The organism is Amycolatopsis decaplanina DSM 44594 (assembly GCF_000342005.1).
Lineage (GTDB): Bacteria > Actinomycetota > Actinomycetes > Mycobacteriales > Pseudonocardiaceae > Amycolatopsis > Amycolatopsis decaplanina.
Map to the genome: position 1 here is coordinate 734,367 of NZ_AOHO01000048.1, position 16,811 is coordinate 751,177.

The 16,811-nt window shown below is 69.5% G+C and carries 14 protein-coding genes; 8 read left to right on the top strand and 6 right to left on the bottom strand.

The features are described from left to right. Nucleotides 1-17: 17 nt before the first annotated feature. The 3 genes from guaB to H074_RS16225 all read left to right on the top strand — a co-directional run bounded on the left by guaB (nt 18) and on the right by H074_RS16225 (nt 3,584). Nucleotides 18-1,529, top strand: a complete 1,512-nt coding sequence (gene guaB / locus H074_RS16215) for an IMP dehydrogenase (protein ID WP_007031114.1) — start codon at nt 18-20, stop codon at nt 1,527-1,529. A 403-nt stretch (nt 1,530-1,932) separates the two neighbouring features. Further along, complete coding sequence (locus H074_RS16220; protein WP_007031115.1) at nt 1,933-3,066, top strand: GuaB3 family IMP dehydrogenase-related protein; 1,134 nt, start codon at nt 1,933-1,935, stop codon at nt 3,064-3,066. A 152-nt stretch (nt 3,067-3,218) separates the two neighbouring features. Then, the gene (locus H074_RS16225; RefSeq protein WP_007031116.1) at nt 3,219-3,584 is read left to right on the top strand and encodes a hypothetical protein; all 366 of its coding nucleotides are present in this window, start codon (nt 3,219-3,221) and stop codon (nt 3,582-3,584) included. Nucleotides 3,585-3,832: 248 nt separating this feature from the next. Here the strand turns inward: H074_RS16225 and H074_RS16230 are convergent, their stop codons facing one another. Continuing rightward, nucleotides 3,833-4,663: a methyltransferase domain-containing protein gene (locus H074_RS16230; protein WP_063705385.1), complete on the bottom strand. Its 831-nt coding sequence runs from the start codon at nt 4,661-4,663 to the stop codon at nt 3,833-3,835. A 123-nt stretch (nt 4,664-4,786) separates the two neighbouring features. Between H074_RS16230 and H074_RS16235 the strand changes: the two genes are divergently transcribed. The 3 genes from H074_RS16235 to H074_RS16245 are packed head-to-tail and all read left to right on the top strand — an operon-like array spanning nt 4,787 to nt 8,738. After that, on the top strand, nt 4,787-6,493 hold the full coding sequence (locus tag H074_RS16235) for a GMC family oxidoreductase N-terminal domain-containing protein (RefSeq protein WP_007031118.1): 1,707 nt from the start codon (nt 4,787-4,789) through the stop codon (nt 6,491-6,493). Between the two features lie 9 nt (nt 6,494-6,502). Next, nucleotides 6,503-7,225: a maleylpyruvate isomerase N-terminal domain-containing protein gene (locus H074_RS16240; protein WP_007031119.1), complete on the top strand. Its 723-nt coding sequence runs from the start codon at nt 6,503-6,505 to the stop codon at nt 7,223-7,225. Between the two features lie 58 nt (nt 7,226-7,283). Then, entirely contained in the window at nt 7,284-8,738 is a 1,455-nt protein-coding gene (locus H074_RS16245) for an FAD-binding oxidoreductase (protein WP_039922481.1), read from the top strand. Here the strand turns inward: H074_RS16245 and H074_RS16250 are convergent. From H074_RS16250 to H074_RS16260, 3 genes are all read right to left on the bottom strand, one after another. Then, nucleotides 8,735-10,180: an aldehyde dehydrogenase family protein gene (locus tag H074_RS16250; protein ID WP_007031121.1), complete on the bottom strand. Its 1,446-nt coding sequence runs from the start codon at nt 10,178-10,180 to the stop codon at nt 8,735-8,737. The two genes, H074_RS16245 and H074_RS16250, sit on opposite strands and share 4 nt — an antisense overlap. 19 nt (nt 10,181-10,199) lie before the next feature. Then, a complete protein-coding gene (locus H074_RS16255) occupies nt 10,200-11,234 on the bottom strand; it encodes a zinc-dependent alcohol dehydrogenase family protein (RefSeq protein WP_007031122.1) in 1,035 nt (344 codons plus the stop codon). Nucleotides 11,235-11,322: 88 nt separating this feature from the next. After that, nucleotides 11,323-11,853 (bottom strand): DinB family protein, encoded by a 531-nt coding sequence (locus H074_RS16260; RefSeq protein WP_007031123.1) that lies wholly within the window; start codon nt 11,851-11,853, stop codon nt 11,323-11,325. A 127-nt stretch (nt 11,854-11,980) separates the two neighbouring features. On the opposite strand from H074_RS16260, the gene guaA reads away from it, so the two are divergent. Continuing rightward, nucleotides 11,981-13,537, top strand: a complete 1,557-nt coding sequence (gene guaA / locus H074_RS16265) for a glutamine-hydrolyzing GMP synthase (protein ID WP_007031124.1) — start codon at nt 11,981-11,983, stop codon at nt 13,535-13,537. Between the two features lie 293 nt (nt 13,538-13,830). Here guaA and H074_RS16270 read toward each other — a convergent pair whose 3' ends face one another. Next, nucleotides 13,831-14,073 (bottom strand): hypothetical protein, encoded by a 243-nt coding sequence (locus H074_RS16270; RefSeq protein ID WP_007031125.1) that lies wholly within the window; start codon nt 14,071-14,073, stop codon nt 13,831-13,833. Beyond that, nucleotides 14,066-15,337, bottom strand: coding sequence for a PspC domain-containing protein (locus H074_RS16275; protein WP_007031126.1), 1,272 nt, complete (start codon nt 15,335-15,337; stop codon nt 14,066-14,068). Before H074_RS16275 ends, H074_RS16270 begins: the two co-directional genes overlap by 8 nt. A 112-nt stretch (nt 15,338-15,449) precedes the next feature. Here H074_RS16275 and H074_RS16280 point away from each other — a divergent pair, with 112 nt between their 5' ends. Continuing rightward, nucleotides 15,450-16,805, top strand: coding sequence for an ATP-binding protein (locus H074_RS16280; RefSeq protein WP_039922483.1), 1,356 nt, complete (start codon nt 15,450-15,452; stop codon nt 16,803-16,805). Nucleotides 16,806-16,811 lie beyond the last annotated feature (6 nt).

Below are 16,811 nucleotides of genomic sequence, written 5' to 3' on the forward strand. Positions count from 1 at the left end.
AAGGCCCTTCGCCTGCTATGACCAGCGACAGCGTCACCGCCCCCGTCCCGAGCAAGTTCGCCATGCTCGGGCTGACCTTCGACGACGTGCTGCTGCTGCCGGCCGAGTCCGACGTGGTGCCCAGTGCGGTCAGCACCCGCACCCGGCTCTCCCGCAACGTCACCCTGAACATCCCGCTGGTCTCCGCCGCCATGGACACGGTCACCGAAGGCCGGATGGCGATCGCGATGGCGCGCCAGGGCGGGATGGGCGTGTTGCAGCGCAACCTGCCGATCGACGACCAAGCGGCCGCCGTCGAGGTCGTCAAGCGCTCCGAAGCCGGGATGGTGACCGACCCGGTCACGTGCTCACCGGAGGACACCCTCGCCGAGGTCGACGCCCTGTGCGCGCGGTTCCGGATCTCCGGTGTGCCGGTCACGGACGCCGCCGGGACGCTGGTGGGCATCATCACCAACCGCGACATGCGGTTCGAGGTCGACCACACCCGTGCCGTGCACGAGGTGATGACGAAGCTGCCGCTGGTCACCGCGCAGGTCGGGGTCACCGCGGAGGCCGCGCTCGGGCTGCTGCGCCGCCACAAGATCGAGAAGCTGCCGATCGTCGACGGCGCCGGCAAGCTGCGCGGGCTGATCACGGTCAAGGACTTCGTCAAGACCGAGCAGTACCCCAACGCCTCCAAGGACACCAACGGCCGCCTGCTCGTCGGTGCCGCCGTCGGGGTCGGCCCGGACGGGCACAAGCGCGCGATGGCGCTGGCTGACGCCGGGGTGGACGTCCTGATGGTCGACACCGCGCACGGGCACTCCCGCGCCGTCGTCGAGACCGTCGCGCTGCTGAAGAAGGAACTGGGCGACACCGTCGACATCGTCGGCGGCAACGTCGCGACCCGGGCCGGCGCGCAGGCGCTGGTGGAGGCGGGCGCGGACGGGATCAAGGTCGGTGTCGGCCCTGGCTCCATCTGCACCACCCGCATCGTCGCCGGGGTCGGTGTGCCGCAGATCTCCGCGATCTACGAAGCCGACCAGGCGGCGCGCCCGGCAGGTATCCCGGTGATCGGCGACGGCGGCATCCAGTACTCGGGCGACATCGCGAAGGCGATCGCGTCCGGCGCGTCCACCGTGATGCTCGGCAGCCTGCTCGCGGGCACCGCCGAATCGCCCGGCGACCTGATCCTGGTCAACGGCAAGCAGTTCAAGACCTACCGCGGCATGGGCTCGCTGGGCGCCATGCAGTCGCGCGGCGAGGCGAAGTCCTACTCGAAGGACCGCTACGCCCAGGACGACGTGCTGAGCGAGGACAAACTGGTCCCCGAGGGCATCGAGGGGCGGATCCCGTTCCGCGGGCCGCTCGCGAACGTCGTCCACCAGCTGGTGGGCGGGCTGCGGTCGGGCATGGGCTACGCGGGAGCGTCGACGATCCCCGAGCTGCAGGAGGCGCAGCTGGTGCGGATCACCGCGGCCGGGCTCAAGGAGAGCCACCCGCACGACATCACGATGACCGTCGAGGCGCCGAACTACACCACCCGTTAGTCCGCCCTTCAGGACACTTACGCGTTCGGTTCCGTTCCCGGGAGACTTGGTCCGCTGATCAAGCCTCCCGGGAGGAACCGGATGCCATCCTCGCCGGCCGTGCCTTCGCCGCCGCCGCCCTCGGACTCGGCGGCGAAGAGCCGACCGGGCGCGGCCAGCGGCGCGGTTCGGCGGGGTGATCTCGCAGGAATCCGTCCTCCGGACCGGCTCCGTGGAGAAGGTCTCCTTCTGCCCCACGTCCCCCACAACCCCACCCGCGCGACTTTAGCCCCCTAAACGTGAAACGGGTGGGGCGAATGGGGCTGATGTGACTTCGGGCCCGGTTCGGGTGCCCCGTGCGCAGGTCACCCACGCGGCCTAGCGACAATGAGGTGTAACGGTCGTCGGTGAGAAGGGACTTGACGTGCGGGATCTGGTCGAGATCGGCATGGGCCGCACCGCGCGGCGGGCGTATGACCTCGATGACGTGGAGATCGTGCCGTCGCGGCGCACCCGGTCGTCTTCGGTCGTGTCCACCGCCTGGCAGATCGACGCGTACCGGTTCGAGTTGCCGCTGGTCACACACCCCACCGACGCGATCGTGTCGCCGGGAACCGCGGTGGCCGTCGGCGAGCTCGGCGGGCTGGGCGTCCTCAACGCCGAAGGGCTCTGGGCGCGGCACCCGAACGTCGAGGACGCGATCTTCCGCCTCGTCCGGGCCGCCGAGGACACCGAGGACCCGACCGCGATCGTGCGCGAGCTGCAGGAACTGCACTCCGCCCCGATCCGGCTGGACCTGCTGACCGAGGCGATCAAGACCGTCCGCGAGTCCGGCGTCACCGTGGCCGCGCGGGTCAGCCCGCAGCACGCCGCCGAGCTCACACCGGACCTGCTCGCGGCGGGTGTCGAGATCCTCGTCGTGCAGGGCACGATCATCTCCGCCGAGCACGTCCAGCGCGACGCCGAGCCGCTGGACCTGAAGGACTTCATCGGTAGGCTCGACGTCCCGGTGATCGCGGGCGGCGTCAGCGACTACCGCACCGCGATGCACCTGATGCGCACCGGCGCGGCCGGCGTCATCGTCGGTCACGGGTCCAGTCGCGGCGTGACGAGCACCGACAGCGTGCTCGGGATCGGAACGCCGATGGCGACCGCGATCGTCGACGCCGCGGCCGCCCGCCGCGACTACCTCGACGAGACCGGCGGCCGGTACGTCCACGTGCTCGCCGATGGCGGGATGAGCGTGTCCGGCGACATCGCGAAGGCCATCGCCTGCGGCGCCGACGCGGTCATGCTGGGCGCGCCGCTGGCCGCCGCCTCCGAGGCGCCGGGGCAGGGGCTCTACTGGACGTCGGCGGCCGCCCACCCGTCGCTGCCGCGTTCACGCGTGGCACTGGGACCGGACTACGCCGTCGACCTGAAGACGCTGCTCTTCGGGCCGTCTTCGGACGCCGAGGGCGTCGTGAACCTCTTCGGGGCGCTTCGCCGCGCGATGGCGAAGACGGGCTACTCGGACTTGAAGGAGTTCCAGCGGGTCGGCCTGACCGTCCGCCGCTGACGGCCACGGATCGCGTTTAGCCCGCTGAACGCGATCCGTGACCTCGTTCGGGTGTCTGGTTCGTCCGTATCGAAGACCAGAACGATCTTGTGGCGTAGGGTCCTACCGGTTAGGCCATTTGGCCTTGGTGATTGTTACTGGAGGGATCATCAATGCTGCGCAAGCTTCGTGCTGCCCTGCTGGGAGCAGTGGCGATCACGGGACTGGTGATGGTGTCCGCGCCGGCGGCGCAGGCCGCCAGCTACACCGCGGTCGTTCAGAAGTCGGGCTACAGCCGGACCGTCATCCTGTGGCGGAACAACGACACCCAGTGCTTCCACGCCGAAGGGAAGAACCTGCTGAGGGGCGAGACCGTCTCCGTGGTCAAGAACGAGTCGGAGGTGCTCACCGCGACCTCGCCGGCCGATGGGTCGACCATCAGCACGGCTTCGTTCTGCAGCAGGGGCTCCTACTACTTCGGTGTGCTCGATCTGCGAGCCCCGGACGTCTTCGTCAAGACCGACCCCTGGTCGACGTGATCGCGGCGGAGTGAAGTGAGCTGAGAGGGCTGGATGACCGCAGGGTCGTCCAGCCCTCTTCTCGTATGCCTCGTCAGCCCCATGTGTCCCATCTGTTTCGCGTTTAGCCCGCTAAACGCGCTCGCGGGATCGGGAGGGTTTCCTCGTCCGAGAACCCCGTGGTGACGGCGCTGGCGAAGACGATTTCGGTGGCCAACCAGGGTCCTGCGCCAACGCCGAGGCGCGTAGCGGCTCACCGTCGCAGGTGCTCAGCACGAGTCGGCTGTCGATCGTCGAGCGACGAGGGTGATGGCGCCGAGTTGGTCGCGGTAGCGGTGGAAGGTGCGCCAGATCCTGGCGAGCCGGGGAAGGACCTGGGGATGGGCCAGGGAGCGGGCCAGGATTCCGGCGGTGCCCGCTACACCTTCGTCGGAGATCACGGTCCGTGGGTCGAGTAGCAGCAGCGGGCAGGTTTCCTCGGTGTGCACGGTGAACCCGCCCTCGTCGAGGAGCCGGTGCCACTCGGTGCGGGTGAGCGGGCGCGCGCCGACGCGCAGGACTTTGGTCAGGGTGGCCTGGATCTCGGACTTGGCGCTCTCGGCAAGTCCGTCGGGGGTGAGCAGCAGTTCGTGGATGGCATAGCGGCCGTCCGGGCGCAGCAGGCGTCCAGCCTCGGCGACGATCTCGGCCTTGCGGGCGGCCGGCTCCAGAGTGAGCAATGCTTCGCCGTAGAGCACTGAGGCGCTGTTGTCGGCGAGCCCGGTGCGATGCACGGGCGCGACCAGGCATTCCTGCCTCGGCCCGGTCAAAGCTGCGCGAGCGCGGGCCGCTTCGGCTTCCCCGCGCTCGATGCCGACATAGGAGCGCGGGTTCCCGGCAAGGGCGAGGGCGGTGGTGCGTCCCAGCCCAGGCCACATCTCCACCACGTCGTCGTCCGCGCCGATCCCGAGTTCCTCGATCATCCGCTGGGACGGGCCGAACCCGCCGGGTCGCATGACGCGTTTGCCGAGCCGCCCGAGCATCCAGTGTGCGGGCATCCGCCGCAGCGAAAGCCCTTCGCCCAGTCTTGGACTCGGCGTGATGGGCACTGAACCAGCCATGCTGGGAAGCGTAGCCTAACCTAATTTCCTCCGCTTCGGATGTGTTCGCACATCCGGGTGGAAGGTGACTGGTCGGTAACTTACCTCTGGTCAGAAGAGGTGGCCGGGGTTACAGTCGAGGGTGTGACTGCGAGTAACACCACCACTGAAGACGACTTCGACTACGACGTGATCGTCGTCGGCTCCGGGTTCGGCGGCAGTGTCGCCGCCCTCCGCCTGACCGAGAAGGGCTACCGCGTCGCCGTCATCGAGGCGGGCCGCCGCTTCGCCGACGACGAGTTCGCGAAGACGTCCTGGGACCTCCGCCGCTACGTCTGGGCGCCTCAGGTCGGCTGCTTCGGCATTCAGCGCATCCACATGCTCAAGGACGTCATGGTGCTCGCCGGCGCCGGCGTCGGTGGCGGCTCGCTGGTCTACGCGAACACGCTGTACCGCCCGCTGAAGCCGTTCTACGTCGACCCGCAGTGGTCTCACATCACCGACTGGGAGTCCGAGCTCGGCCCGCACTACGACCAGGCCAGCCGCATGCTGGGCGTCGTCACCAATCCCAGCGTCACGCCGTCGGACGTCGTCATGAAGGGCGTCGCCGAGGACATGGGCGTGCCGGACTCGTACCACCCGACGCCCGTCGGCGTGTACTTCGGCAAGCCGGGGGAGCGCGCCGAGGATCCGTACTTCGGCGGCGCGGGCCCGGCCCGCACCGGCTGTACCGAATGCGGCGCCTGTATGACCGGCTGCCGTGTCGGCGCCAAGAACACGCTGGTCAAGAACTACCTCTACCTCGCGGAAAAGGACGGCGCGAAGGTCATCCCCCTCACCACTGTGAGCGCGATTAGCCCGCTAAACGCAGGTGGGTACGAGGTGAGCATCAAGAAGACCGGGACCACTTCGCGCAAGTTCCGGCACAAGCTCACCGCCGCGCAGGTGGTGCTCGCCGCCGGCACGTGGGGCACGCAGAATCTGCTCCACAGCATGCGCGACACCGCCAAGCTGCCGAAGCTCTCGCCGCGTCTCGGCGAACTGACCCGCACGAACTCCGAGGCCATCATCGGTGCCGCCCGCACCTCGGTCGACGAAGAGCGGAACTTCAGCCGCGGCGTCGCGATCACGTCGTCGATCCACCCCGACGACAACACGCACATCGAGCCCGTCCGCTACGGCAAGGGCAGCAACGCGATGAGCCTCCTCCAGACCATCGCCACCGAAGGCGATTCGGCGGTCCCGCGCTGGCGTCAGGCCGTGAACTTCATGTTCAAGCACCCCGTCCAGACGGTCCGCCTGCTCAACGGCTACCGCTGGAGCGAGCGCACGGTGATCCTGCTGGTGATGCAGAGCCTCGACAACTCCATCACCACCTACACCAAACGCGGGCTCTTCGGCCGTCGCAAGTACACGTCCAAGCAGGGCCACGGCGAGCCGAACCCCAGTTTCATCCCCGCCGGGCACGAGGCCAACCTCCGCACCGCCGAGCGCATCGGCGGCATGGCGGGCGGCACCTGGGGCGAGATCTTCGACATCCCGCTGACGGCGCACTTCATCGGCGGTGCCCCGATCGGCACGGCGGCCGACAACGGCGTGATCGACCCGTACCACCGGGTCTTCAACTATCCAGGGTTGTCCATTGTGGATGGTTCGGCGATCACGGCCAACCTCGGTGTCAACCCCTCGCTGACCATCACCGCGCAGGCCGAACGGGCGTTCTCGTTGTGGCCGAACAAGGGTGAACAGGACAGCCGGCCATCGCAGGACTCCCCGTACACGCGGCTCGAGCCGATCGCGCCGAAGAACCCCGCGGTTCCGGCGGACGCGCCGGCGGCGCTTCGGCGCTAGATTGGACGGGTGACAGCTTCCGAACGCGCGCACGTTCTGCTCGAACGCGTCCGCGCCCTGCACGAAGAATGGGCGCGTTTGGCGCGCGGGCTCGACGAGGCCGCCGTTCGTGGTCCGAGCGCGTTGCCGGGCTGGACCAGGGCGCATCTGCTGTCCCACCTCGCGCGCAACGCCGACGGCCTGGTCAACCTGCTCACCTGGGCGAAATCGGGTGTCGAGACGCCGATGTACGCCGGTGAGGCGGCCAGGGACGACGACATCGAGAAGGGTGCGTACCGGTCCGTCGAGGAGATCGCCGAAGACGTCGTCGACTCCGCGGCACGGTTCGTCGAGGTCGCGTCGAGCATGCCGGACGAGGCATGGCAGGTCCGGGTGCGCGCCCGGCAGGGCCGTGAGATCCCTGCGGAGTTCGTGCTCTGGCTCCGGCTCTCCGAAACCGCGATCCACCTGGCCGATCTCGATCTCGGCTACGACTTCGCCCGCGTCGCCGAGCTGCTCGGCGACGAGTTCGAGATCGTCGTCGGCAACGCCATCGGCATGTACGGCGGCGAGCTGCCCTCCGTGTTGCTGATCGCCGTCGGCGCCGACGGGACCCGGCACGAGTGGCGGATGGGCGCCGGTGAGCCGGTCACGCTGACCGGTTCCCCCGGTGACGTCCTCGCGTGGATCACCGGTCGCAGTGACGGATCCACTTTGGACGGTACCGCGCCGCCGCTTCCGCGCTGGCTCTGACTCCGACTCGGCCGGGTGATCACGGCAACCTCGCCGGGGCCCGCGCGTCTTCACAAGTATGAAGTTGGGGCGAAGGAACTTCCTCAAGCTCGCCGGCGCGACCGCGGCCGGTGCGGCCGTGTCGGCGTGCTCGGCCGCACCCCCTGGGCAGGCGCCCAGTTCGGCCCCTGGAACGTCCTTGCCGCCGAGCACCGCCGTCACGCCGCCGTCCGGCCCGCCGGACTGGGCCGCGTTGCGGAACAAGGTATCTCTGCTCTTGCCGGGAGATTCCGGCTACGACAGTGCCAAGCGCGTGTTCAACCCGGCCTTCGACGAGCTCAAGCCCGCCGCGATCGCAAAATGCGCCAAACCGGAAGATGTGCAGGCCGCCGTCGAAGCGGCGGCGAGGCGGGTGCCGATCGCCGCGCGCAGCGGCGGGCACAGCTACGCCGGTTACTCGGTTCCCGATGGCGGTTTGATGATCGACCTCGGTGGTATGTCCTCAGTGGACGTTCAGGGCGAACAGGTCGTGATCGGCGCCGGCGCGAAGCTGAAGAACGTTTACGCGACGCTCGGTGGCGCGGGTCGTTGCCTGCCCGCGGGTTCCTGTCCCAGCGTCGGGATCGCCGGGCTGACGCTCGGCGGCGGAATCGGTGTCCTCGCCCGCAAGTACGGTCTCACGTGTGACCACCTGGTGTCCGCGCAGGTCGTCACGGCGGACGGGAAACTCCGGACGGCGTCGGCGGATTCCGAGCCCGAGCTGTTCTGGGCGTTGCGCGGTGGGGGAGGCGGCAACTTCGGAGTCGTCACCTCGTTCACCTTCCGCACCGATCCGGCGCCTTCGGCCGTTTCGGTGTTCTCCTTGCGTTTCCCGGCGGGCAGCGCGAACGATGTCCTCGCCGAGTGGCAGCACTGGCTTCCCGAAGCGCCGCCGGAGCTGTGGGCGAATGTCGTGCTGTCCGGCGGATCTCCGGTCAGTGCAAGGATTTCCGGCTGCTACGTCGGCGATTCCGCCTCGCTCGCCAGGGTGCTGGACAAGCTGACCGGCAAGATCGGCGGTACCCGGACGGTGAAGCAACTCGACTATCTCGGTGCCATGAAATACTTCTCCGGCAGCGAGAACCGTCAGTCCTTTGTGGCCTCGTCGCGGATACTCGATGAACCGGCGGACCCCGCGAAACTGACGTCGATCCTCGACGGCAGGCGAGGAATGGATCTTCTGGTCGACGGTCTCGGCGGCGCCGTCGCCGACATCGCCCCGGATGCCACCGCGTTCTGGCACCGGAAGGCGATCGGCAGCGTGCAGATCTACAGCCAGGCGGACACACGTAATCGTTCCGCCGCAACGGATTCCGTCGCGGAAGTGGTGACGGGGCTCGGGTTGGGCGGGGGCTACGTCAACTACATCGACCCCGCCCTGCCCGACTGGATGACGGCCTACTACGGCGGCAACGCCACCCGCCTCAAGCGGGTGGCGAAGAGCTACGATCCGGACAAGGTGTTCGGGTTCGCGCAGGCCGTCACCCCGGACTAGAGGTCGATGCCGGTGAAGACGGTGACGCGTTCCTCGGTGAGGTCGTGCATCGCTGCGAGAACACCTTCCCTGCCGACGCCCGATCCCTTGACGCCGCCGTACGGCATCTGGTCCGCGCGGTACGACGGGACGTCGCCGATGATCACGCCGCCGACCTCGAGTTCGGTCGACGCGTAGAAGGCGAGATGCACGTCGCGAGTGAACACCCCGGCCTGCAAGCCGTAGGCGGATTCGTTGACCGACGCGAAAGCCTCGTCGACACCATCCACAATGGACACGGCGAGCACGGGCCCGAAGATCTCCTCCGTCCAGGCCTTTGTGGACGGTGGGACGTCGGTGAGCACGGTCGGCTCCACCGTCGCGCCCTCGCGCTTGCCGCCGGTGAGGATCTTCGCGCCCGCGGCGACGGCCTCGTCGATCCAGGCCACGATCCGCTCCGCGGCGGCCTCGTCGACGACCGGGCCCACGTCGGTGTTCTTGTCGTACGGGTCGCCGGTCCGCTGGGATTTCACCGCTTCCACCAAAGCGGGCACGAATTCTCCGGCGACCTCGCGTTCGACGATGACCCGTTGCACGGCGATGCAGGACTGCCCGGCCTGGTAGTTGCCGAAGGTCGCGATCCGCTCCGCCGCGCCCTCGGGGTCCGGCCAGTCCCGGAGCACGACGGCGGCCGCGTTGCCGCCGAGTTCGAGCACGACGTGCTTGCGCGGCGCGGCATCCGCGAGCGACCAGCCGACCGGGCCCGAACCGGTGAACGACACGACCGGCAGACGAGGATCCGCGACCAGCGCCGACGTCTCCTCGTTGCCCAGCGGCAGCACCGAGAACGCGCCTTCCGGCAGGTCCGTCTCGGCCAGGATCTCGCCCAGGATCAGCGCGGCCAGCGGCGTACGCGGCGCGGGTTTCACGATGATCGGCGCGCCGACCGCGAGCGACGGCGCGACCTTGTGCGCCACCAGGTTCAGCGGGAAGTTGAACGGCGCGATGCCGAGCACCGGGCCGCGCGGGACGCGGCGGGTCAGTGCCAGCCTGCCCTCGCCCGCCGGGTCGGTGTCCAGACGCTGCAGGTCACCGCTGAACCGGCGGGCCTCCTCGGCGGCGATCCGGAATACCGACACCGCGCGCCGCACCTCGGCGTCGGCCCATTTGAGCGGCTTGCCGTTCTCGGCGGTGATGACCTCGGCGATCTCCTCGGCCCGGCCGGCGATGACCCGCGAAACGTGGTCGAGCGCCGCGGCGCGGCTGTGCGCCGCGGAACGCCGGAACTCCTTCGCGACGCTCGCCGCCGCGCTCACCGCTCGTTCGACCTGCTCCGGGCCGGGCACCGCGACGGTGGCGACTTCGCTCCCGTCGTAGGGGTGGTGCACGGTGAGCGTCGAAGCGCCCTGCTCGGGGCGTCCGGCGATCCAGGCGGGGCGCGGCTCCGGGGTGATCATGTCCATGGATGACAAGGTATTCCAGTCAGGGTTTGACGAGCACCTTGAGCGCTTCGCGGTCCGCCATCGCGCGGTAACCGTCGGGGACCTCTTCGAGCCCGATGGTCCGGTCGAAGACCTTGCCCGGCTGGTACCTGCCCTCGACGACGTCGTCGAGCAGTTCGGGGATGTAGTGACGGGCGGGGGCCACGCCACCGGTGACGGTGATGTTGCGGCGGAAGAGCGACGGGCCGATCGGTCCCTCCTGGTACTGCGGCACGCCGACGCGGCTGACCGTGCCGCCGGGGCGGACAGCGCCGACGCCCATCTCGAAGGCGGGCTTCGTGCCGACGCATTCGAGGACGGTGTGCGTGCCTTCGCCGTTTGTCAGCTCTCGTACCTTCTCGATGCCTTCGTCGCCGCGCTCGGATACGACGTCGGTCGCGCCGAACTCGCGGCCGAGGTCCGTGCGGCTCTGGTGCCGGCCCATCAGGATGACGCGCTCGGCGCCGAGGCGCTTCGCCGCGAGGACCGCGGAGAGGCCGACGGCGCCGTCGCCGATGACAGTGACGGTGGTGCGCTCGTTCACGCCCGCCTTGACCGCGGCGTGGTGGCCGGTCGAGAACACGTCGGAGAGCGTGAGGAACGAGGCGAGCAGGTCGTCGTCCTCGGTGTGCGGCAGTTTCACCAGCGTGCCGTCGGCCTGGGGGACGCGGACGGCCTCGCCCTGGCCGGCGTCGACGCCCTTCGCGCCCCAGTTGCCGCCGCGCAGGCACGAGGTGTGAAGGCCTTCGCGGCAGAACTGGCACGTGTTGTCGGAGTAGACGAACGGCGCGACGACCAGGTCTCCCGTCTTGAGCGTGGTGACGTCGGAGCCGATGGCCTCGATGACGCCGAGGAACTCGTGCCCGATCCGGACGCCGCGCTCGCGCGCGGGCATGCTGCCGTACGGCCAGAGGTCGCTGCCGCAGATGCAGGAGCGGACGACGCGGAGGAGGGCGTCGGTCGGTTCGCTCGGCTTCGGGTCCGGGACGGTCTCGACACGTACGTCGCCGGCGCCGTAGATGACAGTCGCTCGCAAGACGGGTCCTTTCCTGGGCTCGCCTCAGTATGGGCGCGTCGCGTTCAGCCCGCTAAACGCGATCTGGCCGGGACCTGCGTTTAGCCCCCTAATCGCGACGCGTGTGGAGATCGCGCAGCAGGAGGATTTCGGCGCCGTGGTGGATGGCCTCCCGGTTGATGTGCAGGACGAGGGTCGCGAAGGGGTACTCCGCGTACGGGCCCTCAGCCTCGCCGCAGGGACGCTCGAGGTCTTCGGCGGTGAGGCCGCGGACGCCGTCGCGCCAGCGCGTGTAAGCGTCATCGAGCTGCTTCAGCGCGTCTTTGGCAGAGGCGGCGTAGGGGAAGGTCTGGTAGTCGACGGGCGGGCCGCCGAAGTGCGACGCGGTCCGCATCGCGAAGACGCCGATGATGATGTGGGCGAGGCGCCAGGCGATCGTCGTCACCGGAGGCGGGGACGGCTCCGGATACGCCCAGTCGATCGTGGACTCGCCGTTCTCGCCCGGCCTTATCGTCCAGCAGTCCTCGACGGGTTCCCAGAGGTATTCGTCGTCGGTGAGGGTCTCCAGCCGAGGGCGCAGGTGGTTCTTCCAGTGCCAGTCGAGCTGTTCGGAGAGTTCCTTGCTCCAGTCGATGCCCATGCCTTCGGACGGTAGGCCGCCTCGCGGTCATCCGCTGTCCTGAATCGTGAGGGGGTTGGCGGCGGGGTGACCGGGCCCACCTGGGACGATGGTGGGGAAGCGTACTGCTCTGATCTGGAGGTTTCAGGTGCCCAGTCCCACCGGTCCGGTACTCGTCGTGGACTTCGGGGCGCAGTACGCGCAACTGATCGCGCGCCGCGTGCGGGAAGCGCAGGTCTACTCCGAGGTCGTCCCGCACACCGCCACCGCCGAGGACATCCTCGCCAAGGACCCCGCCGCGATCATTCTTTCCGGTGGTCCTTCCAGCGTGTACGCGGAGAACGCCCCCGCTCTCGCCCCCGGGCTGGTCGACGCGGGCGTGCCGATCCTCGGGATCTGCTACGGCCACCAGGTGCTCGCGCAGGCGCTCGGCGGCACGGTCGAGCCGACCGGGATCCGCGAGTTCGGCCGCACCGAGGTCCGCGTCGCCGGTGAGGGCGGTGTCCTGCACGCCGGTCTCCCGAGCAACCAGCCCGCGTGGATGAGCCACAACGACAGCGTCACCAAGGCTCCCGAGGGCGCCACCGTGACCGCTTCGAGTGACGGCGCCGCCGTCGCCGGGTTCGAAGACGTCGAGCGTCGCTTCGCCGGCGTCCAGTACCACCCCGAGGTGCACCACTCGCCGCACGGCCAGGAGGTGCTCCGCCGCTTCCTGCACGACATCGCGGGCATCAAGCCGCAGTGGACGACGTCGTCCATCGTCGACGACCAGGTCAAGCGCATCGCCGAACAGGTCGGCGACGGCCGGGCGATCTGCGGGCTGTCCGGTGGCGTCGACTCCGCCGTGGCCGCCGCGCTCGTGCAGCGTGCCATCGGTGACCGGCTGACCTGCGTGTTCGTCGACCACGGTCTGCTCCGCTCCGGCGAGCGCACCCAGGTCGAACGCGATTTCGTCGCCGCGACCGGGGTCAACCTGGTGACCGTCGACGCGCGCGACCGGTTCCTCGACGCGCTCGCCGGGATCACCGATCCCGAGGAGAAGCGCAAGATCATCGGCCGCGAGTTCATCCGCGTGTTCGAGCAGGCCGAGCGCGACCTCAAGGCCGAGGGCGACTACAAGTTCCTGGTCCAGGGCACGCTGTACCCGGACGTCGTCGAGTCCGGCGGCGGCGAGGGCGCGGCGAACATCAAGAGCCACCACAACGTCGGCGGGCTGCCCGACGACCTGCAGTTCGAGCTCGTCGAACCGCTGCGCCTGCTGTTCAAGGACGAAGTGCGCCGCGTCGGGCTGGAGCTCGGGCTGCCGGAGACGATCGTGCAGCGGCAGCCGTTCCCGGGGCCGGGACTCGGCATCCGGATCATCGGCGCCGTCGACGCCGAGCGGCTCGAGACGCTGCGCGCGGCGGACGCCATCGCGCGCGAGGAACTCACCGCGGCCGGGCTGGACGGCGAGATCTGGCAGTGCCCGGTGGTGCTGCTGGCCGACGTCCGCAGCGTCGGCGTCCAGGGCGACGGGCGGACCTACGGGCACCCGATCGTGCTGCGGCCGGTGTCGTCCGAGGACGCGATGACCGCGGACTGGACGCGGCTGCCCTACGAGGTACTGGAGCGGATCTCGACCCGCATCACCAACGAGGTCGCCGAGGTGAACCGAGTGGTCCTGGACGTCACGTCCAAGCCGCCGGGCACCATCGAGTGGGAGTGACCGCACCCGCCCCGACCTGCGTTTAGCCCCCTAATCGCGATCTGGCGCCGCCTCGCACCTGGGCGACCGGGATCGCGTTTAGCGGGCTAAACGCGATCCGGCGGCCCGGGCACCTGAGCGAGCCCGGAGCGACTTTAGCCCCCTAATCGCGATCCGGTGGGCCGTTGGGCACCTGGGCGACCGGATCACGATTAGGGGGCTAAACGCAGGTCGGGGCCGGGGTGGGGGAGCAAGGCGAAGGCCCCGGCGAGGGGCCGGGGCCTTCGGAGTGGAGTGGGCAGTGAGCGGGGCCGCTAGCGGCGGCTCTTGCGCAGCGAAGCGGCGAGCAGCAGGACGCCGACGAAGATCGCCCCGCCCGCCATGACCCACCGGAAGTCGAACTGCGGAAGCCACGAGGAGCCGTCCGAGAGGACGTAACCCGACACCAGCAGCGTCGCGATCCCGATGATCAGGGTGAAGACGTCCACCCCGTGCTTCGCGGGCTGAGCCGACTGGGTCTGCGTGCTGTCGTAGTTGTCGTAGTCGTACTCAGCCACGGCGCACCTCCACGTTCCCGACACCGTTCTTGACCTGCAAAGTGATCTTCTGCCCGTTGTCGCCCGGCGCGGTGAAGTCGACGGTGTCCTCGCCGATCCCCGAGCGGGACTGACCGAGGCAGTCGACCTCGCCCGCTCCGGTCTCGCAGGAGACCTTCACTTCGGCGCCCGCCGGCACGAGCACCGTCGAGTTGCCCGCCCCGTTGGAGACCTTCGTGGTCACCGAAGCTCCCGCGGGCAGCTTGGTCAGGTCGACGTCGATGTTCCCTGCCGAGCGGTGGTACTCGGGCAGCACCTCGGACACCTGGCTCGGCGTCGCGTTCAAGTCACCGACACCACCCTTCACGGAGAAGCTCTCGAACGGGACCGTGGTCAGGGCCATCCCGACGATCGCCAGCGGCACCGCCAGACCGATCAGCCCGCGACCGCCCCGCACGAACGAACCGGCCACCAGTCCGATGCCGACCACACCCAAGGTGAGCCCGACCACGTGCTGCACGGTGAACCACGCCTCGCCGTCCAGTCCCAGTACGGTGCCGACCCCGGCGACCAACGCGGCGATCCCGAACGTCGCGGCACCGATCTTCGACTTGCGGCCGCGAGGCGCCGGCGGCGCGGGAGGCGGTGGAGGGGTCCGCGGCGGCAGTCCGCCGGACGGCGAAGCGTTCGGCAGGTCCCAAGCGGACGGGTCGGCCGCGAGCGGGTCCCAGCCGCCTTCGGTCGCAGTCGAGGTGGAGGCCGCCGACGCCGACGTCATCGAGAAAGCGGCAGCCGGCTGAGCCGGGGTGGGCATCGCCGGCCGGTTGAACTGGCCGCGGTTGCGGTGCAGCAGGTACAGCGCGACGGCCATCAGCGCGAAACCGATCAGTCCGGTGCCATCGGTCATCCAGCCGCCGCTCAAGGTCCAGGTGAGGCCGGGGAACAGCAGGATCAGCAGCAGCACTGAGAACGCCGGCGAAGCCGACGCGCGTCCCCGGCCGATCAGGCCCTCGAACGCGGAAACGGCGTCGCCCTCCTGCGGCAGGAACAGCCAGCCCAGCAGATAGACGAAGACGCCGAACCCGCCGAACACGGTCGCGGCGACCAGCGCGACACGGACCACGGTCGGGTCGATGCCGTACCGGTAGCCGATGCCCGCCGCGACACCGGCGAACTTGCGGCCCGCCACCGGGCGGACCGGCCTGCTCCGCCAGAAATCCTTGACGGTTTCCTCGAAGCCGGCCGCGGGGCCGCGCTTCGGAACGTGTGTCTCACTCCCACTCATGCCACAAAGAATGCGCCCCGGAAGGCCCTCGCCACATCCGGGAACTCCCCTGAGGTTTCCCCCAGCGGGAAGAGTCAGGGGTTTCCCCGATGGATCAGTACCCCGCTGGCGTGTGACCATGGAGAACGTGCAGGAATCCGCCCCCAACGACCTCGCCGAACAGGTGAAGCCGACGATCATCGAGCGCCCTCCGGTGCCCGTTCCCGGCAGCCTGTCCCCGGCACCGTTCGAGCCGCCCAAGATGTATCGCCGCCGTTCCGGCCGCGCCATCGCGGGCGTCGCCGGCGGCCTCGCCGACCACCTCGGCGTCAAGGTGCTCTGGGTCCGGACCGCGTTCGCGTTGCTGGCCGCCCTGAACGGTGCCGGCCTTCTCGCGTACGGCCTGCTCTGGGTGTTCGTCCAGCAGCAATCCGGCGAGGTCGAGCCGGAGAAATCCGCGCCGAAGGAGAAGCAGCAGGCCTTCGGGCTCATGGCGCTGGGTGTCGGCCTCGCCGTCGCCAGCGGCACGCTGACCGGCCTGATCAGCGGCTGGGTCGCCATCCCGCTGGCGCTGGCGATGATCGGCGCGGCCGTCGTCTGGCGCGAAGCCGACGAGTCGCAGCGACGGCGTTGGCGCATCAGTGCCAAGGGCGGGGTCGCCACGGCGTTCCTCGGCGGCGGGGGCTGGTCGGCGGCGATCCGCCTGGTCGCCGGTGTCGCGCTGGTGATGACCGGCATCGGCGTCGTCGTCCTGGAGAGCGGCAGCATCGACCAGGTCAAGTTCGCGCTGGTCGCCGTGATCGCGACGCTATTCGGCGTCGCCGTGCTGACCGTCCCGTTCTGGCTGCGCCTGGTCCGCGACCTGTCCGACGAGCGCACCGCCCGCATCCGCACCGACGAACGCGCCGAGATCGCCGCGCATCTGCACGACTCGGTCCTCCAGACCCTCGCGCTGATCCAGAAACAGGCGGAATCGCCGCGCGAGGTCGCCAGGCTCGCGCGCGGTCAGGAACGCGAGCTGCGTGGCTGGTTGTACGGGCCGTCGGGGTACGGCAAGAGCAAGAAGACCGAGGAAGAGGCCGTCAGCGGTCAGCTGTCCGAAGTGCTCGCGGCCGCGTGCGGCGAGGTAGAGGACGCGTTCGCGATCTCGGTGCAGCAGGTCGTCGTGGGGGAGGCGACGCTGAACGAGCCGCTGACCGCGCTGGTCCAGGCGGCGCGCGAAGCGATCGTCAACGCCGCCAAGCATGCGGGCGTCGACGAAGTCAGCGTGTACGCCGAGGTCGAGCCGACAGCGGTCACGGTGTTCGTAAGGGACAGGGGCAAGGGGTTCGACCCCGACGTCGTGCCGAGCGATCGGCACGGTCTCGCCGATTCCATCCGGGGGCGGATGGAACGACACGGCGGGAAGCTGAAACTGCGTACCGCACCGGGTGAAGGAACCGAGGTCCAGCTGGAGATGCCGGTCAAGGCGGGGAAGGGCGCGGCGTGAGGTCGC